Origin of the sequence: Aeromonas sp. D3 (assembly GCF_027705025.1) — a bacterium.
Lineage (GTDB): Bacteria > Pseudomonadota > Gammaproteobacteria > Enterobacterales > Aeromonadaceae > Aeromonas > Aeromonas salmonicida.
On record NZ_JAPDBE010000002.1, the window covers coordinates 105472 to 123865 of the forward strand.

The following is an 18394-nucleotide window of genomic DNA, read 5'->3' on the forward strand; positions in this document are numbered from 1 at the left end:
AGGTTTGGTCTCGATAGAGACTTACTCTATCATGGCTGGCTGGGCCAGGTTGTCCGCACGCCACAGACGGTAGCGCACTTCATACTCCTGCGGGACGTAGAGCACGAACGGCAGCTTGGAGTTGTAGTTCACGAAGAAGCCCTGACCGTAGATCTGGACGAAGGTCTCTTTCTTCTGGACATCCGGGCAGGCCATCAGGGTGCTGATGGGGTCGGATACCTTGCCGAGCATCAGGTAGTTGTAGCCCCAGCCCTTGACGCTGTGCTGCTCAAGGTTGCCGGCGAAACGCGGCACATTGCAGTCGACCATCATTTTCTTGCCGACCTGCAGCTCGACCATCATGTCGGCTTCGTTCTCGACTTCCGGCAGGCGGATCACGACACGTTCCTGGTTTACTTCGGCGGCCGGAAACATGCTGATATCAAATTTTTTCGGTTCGGCGGCGAAGGCATGGCCGCCCAGCAACAAGGCGCCCAGCAGGCTAAAACGCAATACGGTTTTCATCTGTACCTCATGGGGATTGGTTCAACGCCGCTAGACTAACCGCTCTGCCCGTTTCATGCCAGCGATCCGGGGTGCAAATCCTGCCAGATCCGGCACAGGATGACGTCTTCTGGTTATTTTCTGACAAGGCGCACATTCGGTGTACAGCGCTTTTGCACAGCTCGGAGGTGGCCGGACAAGGATCCGCTTTTCAGCGGGATCCTGTGGCCACCCCCGCGCAATCAACGCACCAGGAGCAGCTGTTTGGCCCAGGCGCCGGGCGCCCGCATGCCGACGGCGCCGCTGGTGATATCCAGATAAGCGACGCTCTTGCTGGCCGGCACCGGGGTCGAGGACCAGAGGTAGACGTAACCGTCGTTCACCTCTTTTCCTTCACCGGCCATGGCGCGGGGGAAGATGGTTTCGTTGAGCGCAGGCTTGTAGCAGGCGGACTCCAGCACGCTGGTCAGCTCCTTGATGGTGGGCAGGCGCCAATCCCGGTAGCCGCCAAAGTTGTGCAGGGCATGGCTAGGTTCGGTGCGGATCCGCTCTGCCGTCAGCAGGGCCTGCTGCCAGTAAAGTCGGGTCGGTTCGCCGCTGCAGCTCTGGTTGCGCCAGCTCTGGCCGAGCTGGCAGCGCATCCAGGTCAGGCCCGTGCTTCTGTCCGTGACTGTGCCGTTGCCGCGGTCGATGAAGCGGGCGGTGGGGCTGGTTCTGGGCATGGTGTCGTCGCAGATGGCGGTGGCCAGGGCGAGAGGGCTGCCGAGGGTCAGCAGCAGGGTCAGCATCAAGCGGTTCATCGGGTTACCTCCGCCACCAGTCGCAGTTGCAGACCGTTGGCATCATCGCTGTTTTGAACTGTGGTGGCGTAGTCGGTACCGGCGTCATCGCCAAGGAAGATATGGGCGATGGCGCTCAGGGGGGCGCTCTCCAGCCGACGGGACGGGGTCAGGGTCTGGCTCCAGTAGTAGCCGCTGAAATCCTTGGTGGTGGTGCCGACATCGGGGAAGTAGCGCACATCCATGGTGACCAGCTGGCCATACTGGCGGGCGAGCGAGCCGTAGTGTTGCAGGCTCATCAGCTCGCGCGAGTGGGGCATGCGCCAGCTGGTGATGCCGCACAGCTGCTGGGTGTTGAGCCACTGGCGATATTGCTCTGTAGTGCAGATGGCCTCGCCTTGCGGGCAGGCGTAGTCAAGCTCGTGCTGGGTGGGGTGATAGTCGCCAAGCTCCCATGCGAAGGTGCGGTGCAGATCGCGGGGGCTGGCAGGATCATCGAGCTTCTTCTCCCAGACGAGGCGGGTAGTGAGATCCTCCACACATTCCCACTGGGGGGCGTCATCCGGCAGGGGCTTGCCCTTGCCATCCAGCTTGCGATAGCGCAGGGGGGCCTTGTTCAGGCTGGCTTCCTGGCCCGGGTGGTCGGCGGGCTCCTCGGTGAGCAGGTAGTCGACACCATCCGTGTAGGTGGTGACGCCGCTGCCGGTGACCAGGGGATGGGAGTATTGCTGTTGCAGCAGGCGGGTGACGCTCTCCTGCAGGCTGGTCAGCTCGCCGTGCTGGGCAAAGTGGCTGGCCAGCTCGGGCAGCAGGCTGCCGAGGGCCGGCCACACCAAGGCTTGCAGGAGGACGGGCGAAAGGTCCGATATCTCCGGCTCGGCATCGATTACCGCCAGCAGCAGTTGCCCCAGCGCCAGGTTGAAGTCGGCCAGTTGCGACAGGGCGGCCAGCCCCTGGCCTGGTTGCAGCGGCGCCAGCGCGGCCAGCATCTCGTCGAGTGCCTGTTTGGGCGGATGTCCCTCGGCGATGCGGCTTTGCAGCAGGGTGCTGAGCAGGCTGGGAGTCAGGGTCTGGCCATCCAGTCGGGCGGCCGGATGCAGCAGCGCCGGCGCCGCCGTGGTTGGCAGGAACAGCAGCGGACTGGTCAGCAGGGCGGGGGAGGTGCTGCTCAGCTGACGGGCACCGGCTACGCCGCTGACGCTGGGCTCCCCCTCGTCACAGCGGGTGTTCTGGTTGAGATTGACGCACAGGGTGCCACTCTCGGGCAGATTGACGTTCAGGGTATAGGCAGGTGCCGCCAGCGGCGCTTCATCCGAGCCGCCGCCACCGCAGGCGGTGAGCAGGGGGGCCAGCAGGCAGGCCAGGCGGGAATAGGTTGGATTCATCTCTTGTCCTTGGGAAGGGGCCTGGGCCCCTTCTTCTTATATATGGGTGGGTTACTCAGCCGCGCTGGCGAAGGCGGCGCCAGATCGCCAGCGGCAGCAGCCAGAGCAGGTTGGCCGCACCGCCGCCACTGCTGTCGTCCACCTGAAAGTGGATGATGCCGTCATCCGGCGGGGCTATGGGTTCACCACACTGGGCGCCGATGCGCTGGCTGATGCTCCAGCCATTGATGCGGCCCTGATGCCCGGGTTTGCTGTCCACCACTTCCAGCGTCCATCTGCCGGCCAGCGGCTCTCCCAGCAAGGGGGTGAAGGCTTGCAGGGGCAGCAGCTCGGTAGGGAAGACACCTTTCAGCCGTGGCAGTGGGCTGTAGCCCTTGTCCCAGATCTGGATGCGGGTGCCGGAGGGGGAGTTGAGCCAGATCTCCAGCTCATCCAGGGCGTCGTGTTGCAGATCCAAGGTCAGTTGCAACTGCTCGCTCACTTTGGCGTTGGTCTTCTCCAGCAGCAGGCTGGCTTGGCTCAAGCCACGTACCTCCTCGCTCTGGGCATCGCTGAGGAGCAGCGGCTGGCCAGTGGCGCGGCTGATGATGGGCGTGCCTATGGGCAGGCTCAGTGGCTGCTGCCACTGGCGCTCGGTCGGACTGGTCCCCGTCATGACGAGGCTTACCGGCAGGCTCACCTCATCGCCGCAGGCCAGCGGGCTCTGGGCCAGCAGTCGCAGCGTGGTAGTGGTGCTGGCACCTGCCGCCAGTGTGGTGGCTTGCCATTGGTAGGGATCGGCCTGCAGCCCGGCGGGCAGGGTCAGGGTCAGCGCATTGAGGGTCACCGGCGCCGAGCCCTGGTTGGTGAGGGTCAGTTGCACGGATTGACGCTGTCCCAGCTCGATGGCGCTGCCCTCGACCAGCGCGATATTGACCGGCGCCAGCAAGAGGCCGTGCTGACGGAAGGCGTGCTCCAGATGGCTGGCGTAGTGACGGGCAGGGTAGAGCCGCGCCGCCGTGTCCACAGTGATGCGGGCCAGCTGTGGCATGCGAATGGCCGGGCCCAGCCCGAAGTGGGATTCGATGATGACGCGGTCAAACTCGTCCCGGGCCCCTTCGCCATGCTCGGTCACCGACGCCAGCAGGGCCTGGAACAGCGGTGTGCCCCACAACTGATCGCCGTTGCTGCCGTTGATGGTGCGGTGGGCCGGATAGCTGTAGTCCGGGTGGTAGCGGGCCCGCAGATCATCCAGCTGGCGCGGGGTACGATCGGTGAAGCGTGCATCCCAGTTGAACACCATGGCCGGTTCGAACTGGCGACCCGCCTCGCTGCGCTGGCGGTGGCTGGCGGCCAGGTAGTCGCTGAAGCCCTCGCCGATGGCACCCCAGTCTGCCTCCTCCCCGAGATCCGGCACTATGTGGTGTTGCACTGCGTGGCCGAACTCGTGCCAGATCACCATGGGATCCTCGGCATCGGGCACGCCGCTGCGGCCCAGCTCCAACCTGCGCTCGAACGGATCATAGAGGGAGTTGTCCTGATAGCCGGCCTCTGTGTCGATGTCGAGGGCCCCGGGGATGAGCCCGGTAAAGCCCAGCTTCTTGATGTGGCGCTGGGCCAAGTCAAGGTGGTAATAGGCGTTGATGTCGGCAAAGCCCCGATCGTCCCGGGTCAACCGGAATGCTTGCGGGTCATCACTGCTGAAAGGCGCGGTATCGGGCTCCATGGCATCCACCACCCGGGCGTGAGGGCCGCTCAGCAGATAGCGTCCCCCTTGCAGTGTGACCGGCAGGGGAACTCTGTCCTGATAGGCGGCGTCCGCCAGTACCAGTTCGTCGTGCCAGACCAGGCTGGCGTCTTGCAGCTGGGTGCGGGGGTCAGGGTCGAACACCCGCGCCTCGACGACGACATCCCCCGTCTCTGCGGTGCGGCTGGCCTGGGTGCTGGCCGCATCCATCCAGCGGCCCAGCTCCCGGCTGCCGTCGCAACTGGCGAACAGCTGTATATAGGTAGCCTTGGCGTTGCCTGCCTGGTGTTCGCGCACCCGCTGGCGCAGGGCGGGTACCAGGGTGTCGCCGTCGCGCCAGTACCAGGCTTCGACCGCTCCCAGCGGGTCGATCTCGCTGCCCGCTGCCTGCAACTCTTCGATCAGAGGAGCCAGATTGCCGCCCACATCACAGCCTGGCTCGCTGCTCTGCAGCGGCCGACTGTTGTGATAGAGGCGCCAGGGCTTGCCGGTCTTGTCGACACTGACGGCAGCCTGGATGGTGGCCACCGGCAGGCCCTTGACCAGTTGGCGGAAGCTGTAGTGATGACCGAGCAGGCTGGCCCTGTCGTAGTCGGGGGCGAGCGTCACGCCGAGGCGCTGTTCGAGCCACTGCTGCGGCGTGGTGGCAATGGTTTTTTCATCGACGAACTGCAACTCGGCCGCCAGCAGGGGCTGTGAGAGCAAGGTTGCCGCCAGCCAGAGGGCCAGGGAAGAGGGTTTCATGGTTTACTCCAACACAAAAATGAGAAAAGGATGCGTCATCAGCGGGTAGCGCCAGCCAGGGTGAGCAGGAAGGCATACTCGCGCGCTGCCTGCTGGTGGGCCTTGCCGGTACTGGCCTGGTGGCCGCTGTCGAGAGCCGTACTCAGCAGATAGGGGCCAGTGCCCGTGCTGTGCTCCCGCAGCCGGGCGACCCATTTGAGCGGCTCCCAGTAAGGCACCTGGCTGTCGTGCAGCCCGGCCGTCACATAAACCGGGGGATAGGGCTGTCGTTGCAGGTTGTCATAGGGGCGTCAGGCGACGCATGGCAGCATAGTCGGCGGGGATGGCCGGATTGCCCCACTCGGCGTACTCCTGGCGGGTGAGCGGCAGTTCGGGATCGCTCATGGTGCCGAGCAGATCGACGAAGGGCACCTGTAACACGGCGCCGGCAAAGCGGGTTGGCGCCTGATTGAGCGCCGCCGCCACCAGCAGACCGCCGGCACTGCCGCCCATGGCGAACAGCCGGGCAGGATCGATGGCCGGATCCAGGGCCAGCGCCTCTGCCACGGTCAGGAAGTCGTCCACGCTGTGCTGTTTTTGCCGGCCGCGACCTGCCAGATACCAGTCGTCTCCCAGCATGCCGCCGCCGCGCACGTGAGCGATGGCGTAGACAAAACCGCGATCCAGCAAACTCAGCACCTGGGGCTGGTAGTAGGGGCGCATGGGGGTGCCATAGGCGCCGTAGCTGTAGAGCAGCAGCGCCTTGGGCTTGGTGATGTCGGTGCGCCATACCAGAGAGACGGGCACCTTGACGCCATCCTTGCCCACCACCCAGCGTCGCTCGCTTCGGTAGGGGGAGGGGGCCTGCGCCTGGGCGCCAGCTTGCCACTGGCCGCTGGCGAGATTGAGCCAGCGTTGGTGCGGCGGCTCGGCCATCCCTTGCCGGCGGATCAGGATCTGCTGGCTGGCCGGGTCATGAGCGCCCTGGATCCAGGCCGTGCCAGCCCCCTCGGTGAGATGCACACGCTGGCTGAGCTGGCCGCTTGAATCCAGCACATCGAGCCAGTCGTCCCCTGCCTTGCGGTATTGCAGGACAGTATGGTCGGCAAACAGGCGCCACTTCTCCAGGCTCTTGTCCTCGCCGGACCAGAGGGGTTGCCAGTGCCCCTCGGCCACCTGTGCCAGACTGGTCACCTGATAAAGGCCGAGGGCACCATCTTTGTTGCTCTTGATGAGCACTCGCTCCCCCTGGGTATCCAGGTAGTACTCGACACCGGCCTGACGGGCTTTGAGCAGAGAGGGGGTTCCCTCGTCCAGCAGGTACTGCTCCGAGCTGTCGTGGTTGTTGCTCTGCAGCAGCAGGTGGCGTTTGTCAGTGGTGCCATAGAGGCTGAGCAGCCAGGCGGGATCGGCCTCCTGGTGTATTAGCCGCTCCTTGCCATCCTGCCAGGCCCACAGCTGCCATGGGCGTAGGGTGCGGCGCTCGTTGGCAAGGGTGTAGAGGGTCTTGCCGTCCAGGCTCCAGAGCAGATCGGCGGCCCTGTGCGCCAGAGTGGTTTGTGTCTTGCCGCTATCCAGATCCAGCAGGGTGATGCGGTAGTCCAGATCGCCACGCAGATCTTCGGCCAGGGCCAGCCGGCGTCCGTTCGGGTGCAGTGCCCAGCCGGCGAGTTCGTAATAGCCGCTCGCCGGTTGACGCGGCGCCAGTCGCTGACGGGGCTGCGCCTTGTCATCAGCCCGTTGCCACAGGCTGCCGTCGGCCTCCATCCGCCACTGGCTGCCCGCTTCAGTGTGCCACTCGGCGGGCATGGGCTCGCCGCGCGGCTGTGTCTGCCACTCGGCTTGCAGCGCCTGCTCCAGCGGCCGCTGGCTGGCGAGCTGCTGCTCGGTCCAGCGGTTCTGCTCGGCCAGCATGGCCAGCAGGGCGGGATCTTGGCGGCTGTCGTCACGCCAGCCGCTATAGGGATCCCACCGCGCTACCTTGCCCTTCATCAACAGGGGACGCTTGGCAATGGCTGGCGCGCGCTGTGGTGCCGTGGTGGTTGCCGTCATGCCCGCGGCCTCGGTGGGGGAGGCTGCCGGATTGGCCAGCAGAGCCGTCATTATCAATAGCGCGTGCATCAGATCCCCACGAAGGTGTAGCGCAGGCTGGCGCTCAGGTAGCGGCCCGTCTGGGTGTAGAGTCCCGCATCGCTGCCCGCTTCCTGCCCAGCCACATCCTGATAGCGGGTGTAACGGGTATCGAGCAGGTTATCGAGCTTGAGGTTGGCCTTGAGGGCGTCTGTGATCTGCCAGTCGGCGGTCAGGGCGAAGCTGAGCCAGCCCGCACTCTTCATGCACTCGCTCTGCTGCTGGGTCAGGCTGTTGCCGCAAGTGGGCACCCGGCTCATGGCGGCGGCATAATCGGCTTGCAGCCCCAGGCTCCAGTCGTTGGCCTGATAGCTGAGGCGGGTATTGCCCTCCAGCGGGGTCAGGTTGCGCGGTGACTCGCCCTGGCTGTCCTTGCCATCCACCCAGCCGAACTTGGTGGCCAGTTCCCACTGCTGGGTCAGCCAGTAGCTGGCGGCGATCTCGGCGCCCCAAGTCTCGGACTTGGCCACGTTGCGGTATTGGCGCAGCATGACGCCGTCGCTCAGACGGAAGCCCACCTGGCGCCAGTCGACGAAGTTGTAGTAGCGGTTGTAGAAGAGCGCCGGCTTGATGCTCCACTCATCCCCTTCACCGCTCACACCCCACTCGAAGCTGTGGCTGGTTTCCTCCTTGAGGTCCGGGTTGGCGATGATCTCGAACGGCGGCAGGGCAAAATAGTGGGGAATATTGCCGTACACCTTGTCGTAGGAGGGTGCACTAAAACCGTTGGCATAGCTGAGCCAGCTGCGCCACTGATCGTTGAAGCGGTAGCTGGTGGCCAGACTGGGGGAGAGGTGCCAGCTGTGGTTACTGGCACCCTTGCCATCTTGCGGGCTCAGCCACTGGTGATCCATGCGCAGTGTGGGGGTGAATTGCCATTGCCCGAGGCTCGCCACATCCCCCAGCCAGATGCCGGCGCGGTCCGTGCGGGCGCTGCTGAAGGGTGCGGATTGGCCGGGCTGGGGAATGCCCGCCTCCAAGATCAGCTTGTCGACCGGCCGCTCGTGGCTTGCGCGCTCCAGTTCGACGCCATAGCTCAGCTTGTGTTCGATGGCGCCGGTTGTCAGATCGCGGCGAATGTCCAGCTCGCCGCCGAGCAGATCCTCGGTGAAGGTGGCCAGCTCCCGTTCGCTGCGATAGCGGGGATAGCCGCTCAGCAGGTCATTTTGCAGCAGGCTGCGTTTGTTGGCGCTGTTCTTGGCGTGATTGCCGTGCAGGCTCAAGGTGAACTGATCCGCCAGCAGATGGTCGAGACTGCGCGCCTCCCAGCTCAGCTTGGCGCCCTGGGAGCGCTGGGTGCTGTCCTCGCGATACTGGCGAACCTGCCATTTGCCATCGGGCTGGGGTACTTCGCGCGGCCCCTGATCCCGCTTGGCATTGTCCTCGAAGTAGTCGAGTTCGAGGCGCAGCAGGTGGTGCTCGTTCAGGGTGAAGCGAGAGCTGGTGGAGGCACTCAGGCCATCCAGATCCGCCGGGATGCGGCTCTCGTCATAGTTGGCTGTCTCGTGCCCCTGCCAGCCAGAGAGGCGCAGCAGGTGTTCTGTCTCAGCCCAGCGGGCGGCACCGGTGGCGCTCAACTTCTGCTTGTTGCTGCTGCCATCATGCAGGACTTTGCTGCTGAGGTAGGCATCCTGCCCCTGCAGATAATCCTCCGGCTGCTTGGTGGAGATGACGATGGTGCCGCCGATGGCGTCTGATCCGTGCAGGGCGGAGCCGGCTCCCTTGGCCACCTCAATCTGCTTGACGTCATCCAGATCGAAGCTGAAACGGCCCACCTTGTCGTTGAGATCGTCGGCACCGAAGCCGTCGCTGACCCTGACCCCGTCTTTGATGATCAGCACCCGGTTGCCGCCAATGCCGCGGATGCGGATGTTTTGCGGACGCCCTGCCGAGCCGGTCACAGAAATGCCGGGTTCGTTCTTGAACACGTCGGTGAGTTCGGTGGCGATCTGGCGATCCAGATCCTCTTCGGTGATGACTGTGATGGCGCCCGAGATATCGGACAGCTTCTGTTCGACCCGCTGGCCCTTGACCACTATGGTCTCGCGCGCCTTGAGGTGAGCAGGGGTGCCAGTCCCATCGAGTTGGGTCTGATCGCTGGCGGCCAGCGCTGTGCCGGACAGCAGCATGGGCCAGTAGTGCAGCAGTATTTTCATTTTGAGAATGATTGTTATTTAAGCCTGAAGGGCGCGGATTATTGCAGAGTGATCCATCCAGATCAACGATTGATAATCATTATCATTTTGTTTTTATGATCTTGATCAGATTGATGTTTTTGATGGAAGAGTCAGTAGTGAAAAGAAGAACGTTTGCGCCGGCAAGTGAGAACATGAAGGGGAGAAGAGAGCTATCTGGCTGGGTAGTAAACCCGTCCCCCATAGGGCCCCCTTGGGCATAGATGCCCAGCTGTTGTTTTCCGGCACGCACCGCACGCAATAAAAAGCCCGCTACGGGAACGGGCTTGGTGAGTGTGGTTTTCTGGCCGTCAGGGGGCGCGATAGAAGCGGTTGAGCTCGTTCATCACCTGGATCATGACACCCATGTCGGGGGTGCCGTGCTTGATGGGACGGTAGCTGTTGCGCTCCAGCAGTTCGAAGTCACCCTGCTTGTTGAAGTGGGTGATGGTGTTGCCCTGATAGATGGCAAAGTCACGCTGATCCCCGGCCAGCAGCCAGTTGCGCGGGCTGTTGTCGAACAGACTGCGGCCTGTGCTGTAGTCCCGCGCCGGGTTGCGCACCCCCAGCATACCCTGCATCAGGGTGGGCACCAGATCCAGATGGCTGCTCAACTGGCTCTGCGCCAGGGTGTCGTTGCCCGGCCAGGCCAGCACGAAAGGCACCTGCACCTGATAGGGCGAGTAGTTGGTGCCATAACCCCAGCTGTTGCTGCGAGTATCGTTGAACTCCTGACCGTGGTTGGAGGTCACCACGACTATGGTCTGCTCGTTCAGGCCCTGCTGTTGCAGCTGACTCAGCATCTGTTCCAGCAACTGATCGGTGTAGAAGACGGTGTTCTTGTAACGGTTCTCCAGCTTCTGCAGGTTTTTGGCCTGATAAGCGGTGGCCGGATTGAACTTGGTCAGCTCGGGCTGGAAGGGGCCCTTCATGTTGGCCGGTAGCTGGTAATCACCCGGGCTCGACAGATAGACCAGCGAGAACCAGGGTCTGTCCGGCGAGCGCTTGGCGAGCCACTGCTGCCAGTCACCGATCAGCAGCTGATCATTGGTCTGCTCGGAGACAAACACCTGCTTGCGCAGACCGGAGAGGATGCTCTGGCGATACTGCTGCGCATCTTCCAGCGCGCCAAACAGGCCGAACTGGTAATCCTGGCGCAGCATCTCGTCGAACAGTACCGGCGGTGTCTTGTCGTTGCGGATGTCGTCGTAATAGTGGCCGGGCAGGCCATAGAAGAGGCTGAACATACCCATCACATCGTCATTGCCGCCACTCATGTGGTTGCGGAAATTGAGATGGCTGTCTGCATAACGCTGCAGATTGGGCATGTTGATACTGTTGAGCATGTCGGCTCGCAGCGAATCCACCACCACCACCAGCAGGTTCTTGTGGGCAATGGGGGCGTTGACGCTGAGCGGGCGCAGGGGGTAGCGCAAGCGGCTCTCGCTCTCGCCATCCTGGGATTCTGCCTTCTTCTCGTACTGATCCAGGTCCAGCCAGCCGTGCTTGGCCAGGAAGCTCTTGGCGGTCATGGGGTAGGAGAGCGGGAAGTTGGCGCGCTGCATGGTAATGGGCTGATACAGGGTTGCATCGGCCCAGCTGTTGACCACGTGGGTCAGAATGAAGCAGACCAGCAGGGCCAGCCCCACCTGATTGCCATACTGGCGGCGCTTGCGCTTGTTGATCTTGCGCCACACATAGGCCGACAGCAGCAGTTGCAGCAGGAAGATGGTCGGCACCGCCACGAAGATGATGCTCCAGATCGAGCCCTCCTCGGTCTGGGCCTGATCCAGCAGCAACTGCCACACCTGAGCGTTCAAGTGGAACTTGAACAGCTGGAACACCTGGGTGTCGATGAGCAGGAGCACCAGCGCCAGGGTGGCGATGATGGCCGAAATGAAGCGCAGCAGCTTCTCTTTGGGCAGCACGAAACTCAGCGGGAATATGGTCAACAGGTAGGTGACAAAGCTCAGAAACGAGAAGTGACCTATCCAGCTGATGATGAGATAGGTCACGCCGAGCGTGGTCGATGGCCAGCTGATGGCACCCAGATAGCGGGTGGCAATCAGCATGGCCAGAATGATGTTGAAGAAGGAGAACCAATGCCCCCAGGTGATCAGGCGAGAGACATTATCACGATAGGGGTTGCCGGTTTCGACCATAGTGATCCATCTGCTTTGAGAAACGTCAAAAAAAGGCGGCGACTCAGTGAGTGTCGTGGCGAGTGTCGACCGAGGAAGTCAGTGCCTGGACATATTTTTCAGTGATCGCCTGGCGTTGTGCCGGGGCCATGCCGTTGATGATATTGGTCGTCACGTTACCCAGCACCATCAGGCTGAGGTCGACTGGCGCCTTGTGCTTTTCCAGTACAGTGATCAGGTCATTCATCAGGTCATCAAATTGCTGGTTTGTGTACTTTGATACGATGGGCATAATCTTCAGTTCATCTCGGTTCAAAGCGCCTTATAATACTTCACCCTTTCGGCTAACACTATGGCTTTGTGACATGAGTCTCGATATCGACAAGATCATTCTTCACTCCCTGCGCCAGGGCGGCGATGGTCAACCTCACGCCGACACCCGCAGCCAGACCCTGCCTGCTGATGAGGCGGTTCAGGGGCTGATGGCGGAGTTGCATCGCATTTACAACGGCAAGGGTGGCAAGGGCTTTGGCTTTTTCGCTGACCCCGAAGCCGCCGTCGCCGAGCTGGCCGACGGTGAGGAAGCCCCCAAGCAGCCTTCTCCCGCCTTTCGCATTGCCCTCGAGCAGCTGCTCGGCGATCAGCTCGAATTCGTCCCCTTCTCGGTCAATATGACCCAGCTGCTGGTCAAGAACCTGGTGGATCACGCCCTCGACGAACAGGGTGTATTGCTGTTTGCCAAATACAACTATGTGGGGGTCGATTACCTGATGGTCGCCCTGCTGGAAGGCAAAGAGAGCGTCACCGTCAGCGAGGCGCTGGACTTGCGCCATATCCATTATCTGGATATCGGCAAGCTCAATCTGGTGGCCCGCATCGATTTGACCGAATGGAAAACCCAGCCAGACTCTCGCCGCTATATCACCTTCAGCAAGGGGCGGGTCGGTCGCAAACTGGGGGACTTTTTCATGGACTTGCTGGGTGCCCGCGAGGGCATGGATGCCAAGATCCAAAATAAAGGGCTGCTGCAGGCGGTGGACGATTATTGCGACAGTCGTCAGCTCGAACCGGCCGAGCGCAACGACTACAAGAAGCAAGTCTTCAAATATTGCACCGAGCAGGCCAGCGCCGGTGAAGAGATCGAAATCAAGGCGCTTTCCGCCGAACTCTCTGCAAAAGAAGCGGGCGACGGCGATCTCGATTTTTACAGCTTCATCGGTCAGGAGTATGAGCTGGAAGAGCGCTTCCCCGCCGATCGCTCCACCCTGCGCGGCCTGACCAAGTTCGTCGGCTCCGGTGGCGGTCTGACCCTGAGCTTCGAGCAGAAATTGCTGAACAGCCGGGTGTTTTACGATCCTCAGACAGATACCCTGACCATTCGCGGCGTGCCACCCAATCTCAAGGATCAGCTGCTGCGCCAGTCGTAATGTGATCTGCTTTCCATTTTTGGCAAAAAGACACCGCACTTCGCTGCGGTGTCTTTTTATTTAATGGGGTAAGTCGCCTCGAAACCAACTCGGTGCTTTGTTAACAATTTAAACAGAATAACCACAGTGAAAGGGTTTTCAATGCAGTGAAAACCCTTTCATTTGTGTTTTTTATTTCCATTTGGTAATTTAATTTCTGTTTTTGGCGAGAAATATGCCAATAAATGGCGATAACCCCCTGAAATAAGAAAATGTTTTCATAACTTTCTGGAAGAAAATACGTAATTGCATTTCAAAAATGCGAGTTGCGTCATGTGAGGCAGTAGCGGCTTGGGATAATATTCATCTCGCACACAATGCTCTTACAGCGCGGAACTAATACAAGGAAAGGCTCATGAAAAAGAAATTGCTGTCATCCCTGATCGGTCTGGCTACTCTGGGCGTGGCTTGCTCTGCCACTGCCGCCATTGACGAAGGTCAACTGACCATCTGGATTAACGGTGACAAGGGATACAATGGTCTGGCTGAAGTAGGTAAGAAGTTTGAAGCCGAAACTGGCATCAAGGTGACGGTTGCTCACCCTGATCAGGTGGAAGTGAAATTCCAGCAAGCCGCTGCCACCGGCAACGGTCCGGACATCTTCTTCTGGGCTCACGACCGTTACGGTGAGTGGGTCAAGGCCGGTCTGCTGGTACCTGTTACCCCGAACGCAGCCACCAAAGCCAAGTTTGAACAGTTCGCCTGGGATGCCATGGCAGTGGATGGCAAGACCTACGGTTATCCGGTTGCGGTAGAAGCCGTGAGCCTTATCTATAACAAGGATCTGCTGCCCGAGCCGCCGAAAACCTTCGAAGAGATCGCCAAGATCGACGAAGCGCTGAAGAAAAATGGCAAGCGCGCCATCATGTGGGCCTATGACACCCCCTATTTCAGCTACCCGCTGGTGGCTGCCAACGGTGGCTATGCCTTCAAGAAAACCGCTACCGGTTATGACGTGAAAGATACCGGCGTGAACAACGCAGGTGCCAAGGCCGGTGTTGGCTATATCTCCGAGATGATCAAATCCGGTCACTTGGAAAAAGGTATCGACTACGGTGTGATGGACGCCAAGTTCAACAAGGGCGAAGTGGCCATGATGATCAACGGTCCCTGGGCCTGGAGCAACCTGGACAAGAGCGGCATCAAGTACGGTGTAGCGTCCCTGCCGACCCTGAAGGGCAACCCGGCCAAAGCCTTTGTTGGCGTACTGGGTGCGACCATCAACGCCGCCAGCCCGAACAAGGATCTGGCTATCGAGTTCCTGGAAAACTACCTGCTGACCGATGCCGGTCTGGCGCCGGTCAACGCCGACAAGCCGTTGGGTGCAGTAGCGCTGAAGTCCTTCCAGAAGACCCTGGAATCCGATCCGCACATCAAGGCAACCATGGTGAACGCCCAGAATGGCGAGCCGATGCCGTCCGTGCCTGAGATGAGCCGTTTCTGGTCTTCCTTCGAAACTGCCCTCAAGAACGTGACCTCCGGCCGTCAGAGCGTTGACGAAGCCCTGGATACCGCTGCCAAGCGTATCGTTCAGTAAGCATGCACTACTACCCGGGAGGCCGCAACGGCCTCCCACTCTCTCAAATCTCTCTTGGCGTTATAAAGGTTAATTGGCATGGAAGTAGTACCTTCTATTGAATCCTATGCCGGTCCGAAGGATAAGCACACCTGGCTTAAGTGGACCATCGCTGCTCTGGTAGCCATCCTCAACGGTTATGCGGCCGTGATGATGTACGCCAGCGGTGAGTGGGTATTCGCTCTGCTCGATCTGGTGGTGGTGTCCGTCGGTCTGTATGTCTTCATGAACAAGAAGACTTATGCCCACCGCTATATCTTCCCCGGTGTGGCTGGCATGGTTGTGTTTATCATCTTCCCTCTTGCCTACACGATCGGCATCGCCTTCACCAACTATTCGGGATCCAACTTGCTCTCCCTTGAGCAGGCACGGGATTACCATCTGAAAAAAAGCTACAAGGTGGCTGGCGGTGAATTCGATTTCACCCTGCTGGGTGGTGAGAACAATCAGTTTCAGCTGTTGCTGAAACAGGACGACCAAGCCTTTATCAGTCAACCCCTTACTCTGATGAACAACAAGGCCCGTGAACTGGCTGTCCGCGAGGGCAGAGTGCAGGACGCAGTCCAGGTTGTTCAGTTGCAGCCTCTGGCAGAAGAGGCCGTGGACAAGGTGGCCCCCATTCGTGCCATCGTCGATCACCGTACTCACCTGAGCGCGCTGGATCTGGTATTGCCGGAAGGTGGCATTCACCTGACCCTGAGCAGCCTGCGCAAGTTTGCCGCCCAGAAGCAGCAGTACACCCGGCTGATGGATGGCGCCGTGCTCAAATCCGGCGTGGTGATCAAGGACAGCAACCTGCTGCGTGACACCCAGACCGGCGAGCTGATGCTGCCCAACGGTGACACCGGCTTCTATCAATACATCGACGAGCAGGGACAGTTTGTCGGCAAGGGCATGGCCCCCGGTTTCGTGGTGAGCGTGGGTTGGAAAAACTTCGTGCGCATCATGACAGACCCGGGTATCCAGGGTCCCTTCATGCAGATCTTCGTCTGGACTGTGATCTTCTCCGCCGGCTCAGTGGGCTTCACCCTGGCCATCGGCATGGTGATGGCATGTCTGGTGCAGTGGGAACAGCTCAGAGGTCGCGGCTTCTACCGGGTCATGCTGATCCTGCCCTATGCGATACCGGCGTTTATCTCCATCCTGGTGTTCAAGGGCTTGTTCAACCAGAACTTCGGCGAGATCAACCTGTTCCTGGAAGCGGCGTTCGGCATCAAGCCGGACTGGTACACCACCCCCTTCCTGGCCAAGGTGATGATCCTCATCGTCAATACCTGGCTTGGCTACCCCTACATGATGATCCTCTGCATGGGCTTGCTCAAAGCCATTCCGGATGATCTCTACGAGGCGTCCGCCATGGACGGTGCCGGTCCTGTGCAGAACTTCTTCAAGATCACGGTTCCGCTCTTGATGAAGCCGCTCACTCCGCTGCTGATCGCATCCTTTGCTTTCAACTTCAACAACTTCGTACTCATACAGTTGTTGACGAACGGGGCGCCGGACATCATAGGTGCCAGTACCCCGGCCGGTACCACGGATCTGTTGGTGAACTACACCTACCGGATTGCGTTCCAGGGCTCGGGTGGTCAGGACTACGGTCTGGCCAGTGCCATCGCTACCGCCATCTTCCTGATCGTCGGCGCGCTTGCACTGCTCAACCTGAAATTGTCCAAAGCCGACAAGCAACAGTAAGGAGGCTTCTCAATGGCTATCGTACAACCCAAATCAGTCAAATACCGGGTGTGGGCAACCCACCTGGTCATGTGGGCCTTCCTGGCGCTGATCATTTTCCCGGTGATCATGGTCATCGCCATCTCGTTTCGTAACGGCAACTTCTCGGTGGGGGAAATCATCCCCTCCGATCCGACCCTGGATCACTGGAAGCTGGCGCTGGGCATGTCCATCACCAACGCCGATGGCAGCATCACGCCGCCGCCGTTCCCCGTGCTGACCTGGCTGTGGAACTCCATCAAGATCGCCGGCATCACGGCCCTGATGATAGTGACGTTGTCGACCACTTGTGCCTATGCGTTTGCCCGCCTGCGTTTTCGCGGCAAGCAGACCATATTGCAAGGGATGCTGATCTTCCAGATGTTCCCGGCCGTGCTGGCACTGGTGGCCATCTATGCGCTGTTCAACAAGATAGGTGACTATGTGCCCTGGCTGGGTCTGAACACCCACGGTGGCCTTATCCTGGCTTACATGGGCGGCATAGCGCTGCACGTCTGGACCATCAAGGGCTACTTCGAGACCATAGACTCCTCTCTGGAAGAGGCGGCAGCCATCGATGGCGCGACCCCGTGGCAGGCGTTCCGCCTGATCCTGTTGCCCCTGTCGGTGCCGATTCTGGCGGTGGTGTTCATTCTGGCGTTCATCGGTACCATCACTGAGGTGCCTGTGGCCTCCATCCTGCTGCAGGATGTGAACAACCTGACCCTGGCGGTCGGTGCCCAGCAATACCTCTATCCGCAGAACTATCTGTGGGGTGACTTTGCGGCTGCAGCCGTCCTGTCGGGTTTGCCCATTACTGTGGTCTTCCTGATGGCGCAGCGCTGGCTGGTCGGCGGCCTAACCGCTGGCGGTGTGAAAGGTTAAGTTTATGGCCGGGGGAGCTGACTCCCCCGCCGTCACGATTTGCAAAGATTCAAGAGCGGAGCTCGTCATGGCTGAAGTAGTACTCAACAACGTTCGCAAGAACTACGATCCGGCGGTCCACAAGGACACGCTGCGCAACATCAACCTGGCCATCAAGGAAGGGGAGTTCATCGTCTTCGTCGGCCCGTCCGGCTGCGGCAAGTCAACCCTGCTGCGGATGATCGCGGGTCTGGAAGACATCACCAGCGGTGAGCTGACTATCGGCGGTCGTTACATGAACGACGTGCCGCCGGTGGAGCGCAACGTCGGCATGGTGTTCCAGTCCTACGCTCTCTATCCGCACATGAACATCTACGAGAACATGGCCTTTGGCCTCAAGCTCAAGAAGATGGACAAGGAGAACATCCACAAGCGGGTGATGCGCGCCGCCGAGATCCTGGGGCTTGAGCCATTGCTGGACAGAAAGCCCAAGGCGCTCTCCGGCGGTCAGCGTCAGCGGGTGGCCATAGGTCGCTCCATAGTGCAGCAGCCGCAGGTGTTCCTGTTTGACGAACCCTTGTCCAACCTGGATGCCGCCCTGCGGGTCAAGATGCGCATCGAGATCGCCAAGCTGCACAAGGAGCTCAACTCCACCATCATCTATGTGACCCACGATCAGGTGGAAGCCATGACACTGGCCAACCGCATCGTGGTGTTGAGCCCGCTCAAGGGCGAGGCCCAAACCAACCTGGAGCAGTTCGGCACCCCGCTCGATCTCTACCACAACCCGGACAACAAGTTCGTGGCGGGCTTTATCGGCTCACCCAAGATGAACTTCCTGTCGGGCGAATTGCTGGAGATTGGCGAGCAGGAGTGTGTGGTCAAACTCACCTCCGGCGATACGGTGCGGGCGCGGGTCGATGCCCGTCGTGGCTCGGTCGGTGACAAGGTAGAGCTGGGTATTCGTCCCGAGCATCTGTTCCCGCTCGATCATCCCCATGCTCACAGCAAGGTGAGCGGGATTGTGCAGGTGGCTGAACACCTGGGCGCGGAATCCTTCGTTTATATGGATGTGGATGGTCACGACTTTACCGTCAAGGCTACCTCGGACGTGGATGTGGCAACCGGTCAGACCTACAGCGTGGGTATCCCGGCTGAAGCCTGTTATCTCTTTGACGCCAAAGAGCAGGCGTTCCCTCGTACCGCCAAGTACATTCGTACCTGATTTTTTTGCGCT

The 18394-nt window shown here is 60.6% G+C and carries 12 protein-coding genes and 1 pseudogene; 5 read left to right on the forward strand and 8 right to left on the reverse strand.

What is annotated here, in order from left to right; translation table 11 throughout:
• Window positions 1-21: 21 nt before the first annotated feature.
• The 8 genes and pseudogenes from eco to OKC28_RS02280 form a co-directional block, all read right to left on the reverse strand.
• Window positions 22-504 (reverse strand): serine protease inhibitor ecotin, encoded by a 483-nt coding sequence (gene eco / locus OKC28_RS02245; protein WP_005310087.1) that lies wholly within the window; start codon window positions 502-504, stop codon window positions 22-24.
• A 221-nt stretch (window positions 505-725) separates the two neighbouring features.
• A complete protein-coding gene (locus tag OKC28_RS02250) occupies window positions 726-1283 on the reverse strand; it encodes an Lcl C-terminal domain-containing protein (protein WP_256688103.1) in 558 nt (185 codons plus the stop codon).
• Window positions 1280-2647, reverse strand: a complete 1368-nt coding sequence (locus tag OKC28_RS02255) for an Lcl domain-containing protein (RefSeq protein ID WP_256688104.1) — start codon at window positions 2645-2647, stop codon at window positions 1280-1282. Before OKC28_RS02255 ends, OKC28_RS02250 begins: the two co-directional genes overlap by 4 nt.
• Before the next feature lie 55 nt (window positions 2648-2702).
• On the reverse strand, window positions 2703-5117 hold the full coding sequence (locus OKC28_RS02260) for a proprotein convertase P-domain-containing protein (RefSeq protein ID WP_256688105.1): 2415 nt from the start codon (window positions 5115-5117) through the stop codon (window positions 2703-2705).
• Window positions 5118-5155: 38 nt separating this feature from the next.
• A pseudogene (locus tag OKC28_RS02265) lies at window positions 5156-7217 on the reverse strand (prolyl oligopeptidase family serine peptidase).
• The gene (locus tag OKC28_RS02270; RefSeq protein WP_270687088.1) at window positions 7217-9382 is read right to left on the reverse strand and encodes a TonB-dependent hemoglobin/transferrin/lactoferrin family receptor; all 2166 of its coding nucleotides are present in this window, start codon (window positions 9380-9382) and stop codon (window positions 7217-7219) included. Before OKC28_RS02270 ends, OKC28_RS02265 begins: the two are co-directional and overlap by 1 nt.
• Window positions 9383-9711: 329 nt before the next feature.
• Window positions 9712-11562: a DUF3413 domain-containing protein gene (locus OKC28_RS02275; RefSeq protein WP_256688106.1), complete on the reverse strand. Its 1851-nt coding sequence runs from the start codon at window positions 11560-11562 to the stop codon at window positions 9712-9714.
• Between the two features lie 43 nt (window positions 11563-11605).
• A complete protein-coding gene (locus tag OKC28_RS02280) occupies window positions 11606-11833 on the reverse strand; it encodes a YejL family protein (protein WP_005310102.1) in 228 nt (75 codons plus the stop codon).
• A gap of 73 nt (window positions 11834-11906) precedes the next feature.
• Between OKC28_RS02280 and yejK the strand changes: the two genes are divergently transcribed.
• The 5 genes from yejK to OKC28_RS02305 all read left to right on the forward strand — a co-directional run bounded on the left by yejK (window position 11907) and on the right by OKC28_RS02305 (window position 18382).
• A complete protein-coding gene (yejK, locus tag OKC28_RS02285; protein WP_192896051.1) occupies window positions 11907-12968 on the forward strand; it encodes a nucleoid-associated protein YejK in 1062 nt (353 codons plus the stop codon).
• A 394-nt stretch (window positions 12969-13362) separates the two neighbouring features.
• Window positions 13363-14544 (forward strand): maltose/maltodextrin ABC transporter substrate-binding protein MalE, encoded by a 1182-nt coding sequence (gene malE / locus OKC28_RS02290; protein ID WP_005310106.1) that lies wholly within the window; start codon window positions 13363-13365, stop codon window positions 14542-14544.
• 78 nt (window positions 14545-14622) lie between these two features.
• Window positions 14623-16275, forward strand: coding sequence for a maltose ABC transporter permease MalF (gene malF, locus OKC28_RS02295; RefSeq protein ID WP_111588647.1), 1653 nt, complete (start codon window positions 14623-14625; stop codon window positions 16273-16275).
• A gap of 12 nt (window positions 16276-16287) precedes the next feature.
• Window positions 16288-17178 carry a maltose ABC transporter permease MalG gene (malG, locus tag OKC28_RS02300; protein WP_017412117.1) on the forward strand — a complete coding sequence of 297 codons (891 nt, stop codon included), beginning with the start codon at window positions 16288-16290 and terminating at the stop codon, window positions 17176-17178.
• A 67-nt stretch (window positions 17179-17245) separates the two neighbouring features.
• Window positions 17246-18382, forward strand: a complete 1137-nt coding sequence (locus OKC28_RS02305) for an ABC transporter ATP-binding protein (protein WP_005310112.1) — start codon at window positions 17246-17248, stop codon at window positions 18380-18382.
• Window positions 18383-18394: the final 12 nt, after the last annotated feature.

Bases quoted from the DNA above. Each gene is read 5' to 3' on its own strand.
- eco (WP_005310087.1), bottom strand. From the start codon at position 504: ATGAAAACCGTATTGCGTTTTAGCCTGCTGGGCGCCTTGTTGCTGGGC.
- OKC28_RS02250 (WP_256688103.1), bottom strand. From the start codon at position 1,283: ATGAACCGCTTGATGCTGACCCTGCTGCTGACCCTCGGCAGCCCTCTC.
- OKC28_RS02255 (WP_256688104.1), bottom strand. From the start codon at position 2,647: ATGAATCCAACCTATTCCCGCCTGGCCTGCCTGCTGGCCCCCCTGCTC.
- OKC28_RS02260 (WP_256688105.1), bottom strand. From the start codon at position 5,117: ATGAAACCCTCTTCCCTGGCCCTCTGGCTGGCGGCAACCTTGCTCTCA.
- OKC28_RS02270 (WP_270687088.1), bottom strand. From the start codon at position 9,382: ATGAAAATACTGCTGCACTACTGGCCCATGCTGCTGTCCGGCACAGCG.
- OKC28_RS02275 (WP_256688106.1), bottom strand. From the start codon at position 11,562: ATGGTCGAAACCGGCAACCCCTATCGTGATAATGTCTCTCGCCTGATC.
- OKC28_RS02280 (WP_005310102.1), bottom strand. From the start codon at position 11,833: ATGCCCATCGTATCAAAGTACACAAACCAGCAATTTGATGACCTGATG.
- yejK (WP_192896051.1), top strand. From the start codon at position 11,907: ATGAGTCTCGATATCGACAAGATCATTCTTCACTCCCTGCGCCAGGGC.
- malE (WP_005310106.1), top strand. From the start codon at position 13,363: ATGAAAAAGAAATTGCTGTCATCCCTGATCGGTCTGGCTACTCTGGGC.
- malF (WP_111588647.1), top strand. From the start codon at position 14,623: ATGGAAGTAGTACCTTCTATTGAATCCTATGCCGGTCCGAAGGATAAG.
- malG (WP_017412117.1), top strand. From the start codon at position 16,288: ATGGCTATCGTACAACCCAAATCAGTCAAATACCGGGTGTGGGCAACC.
- OKC28_RS02305 (WP_005310112.1), top strand. From the start codon at position 17,246: ATGGCTGAAGTAGTACTCAACAACGTTCGCAAGAACTACGATCCGGCG.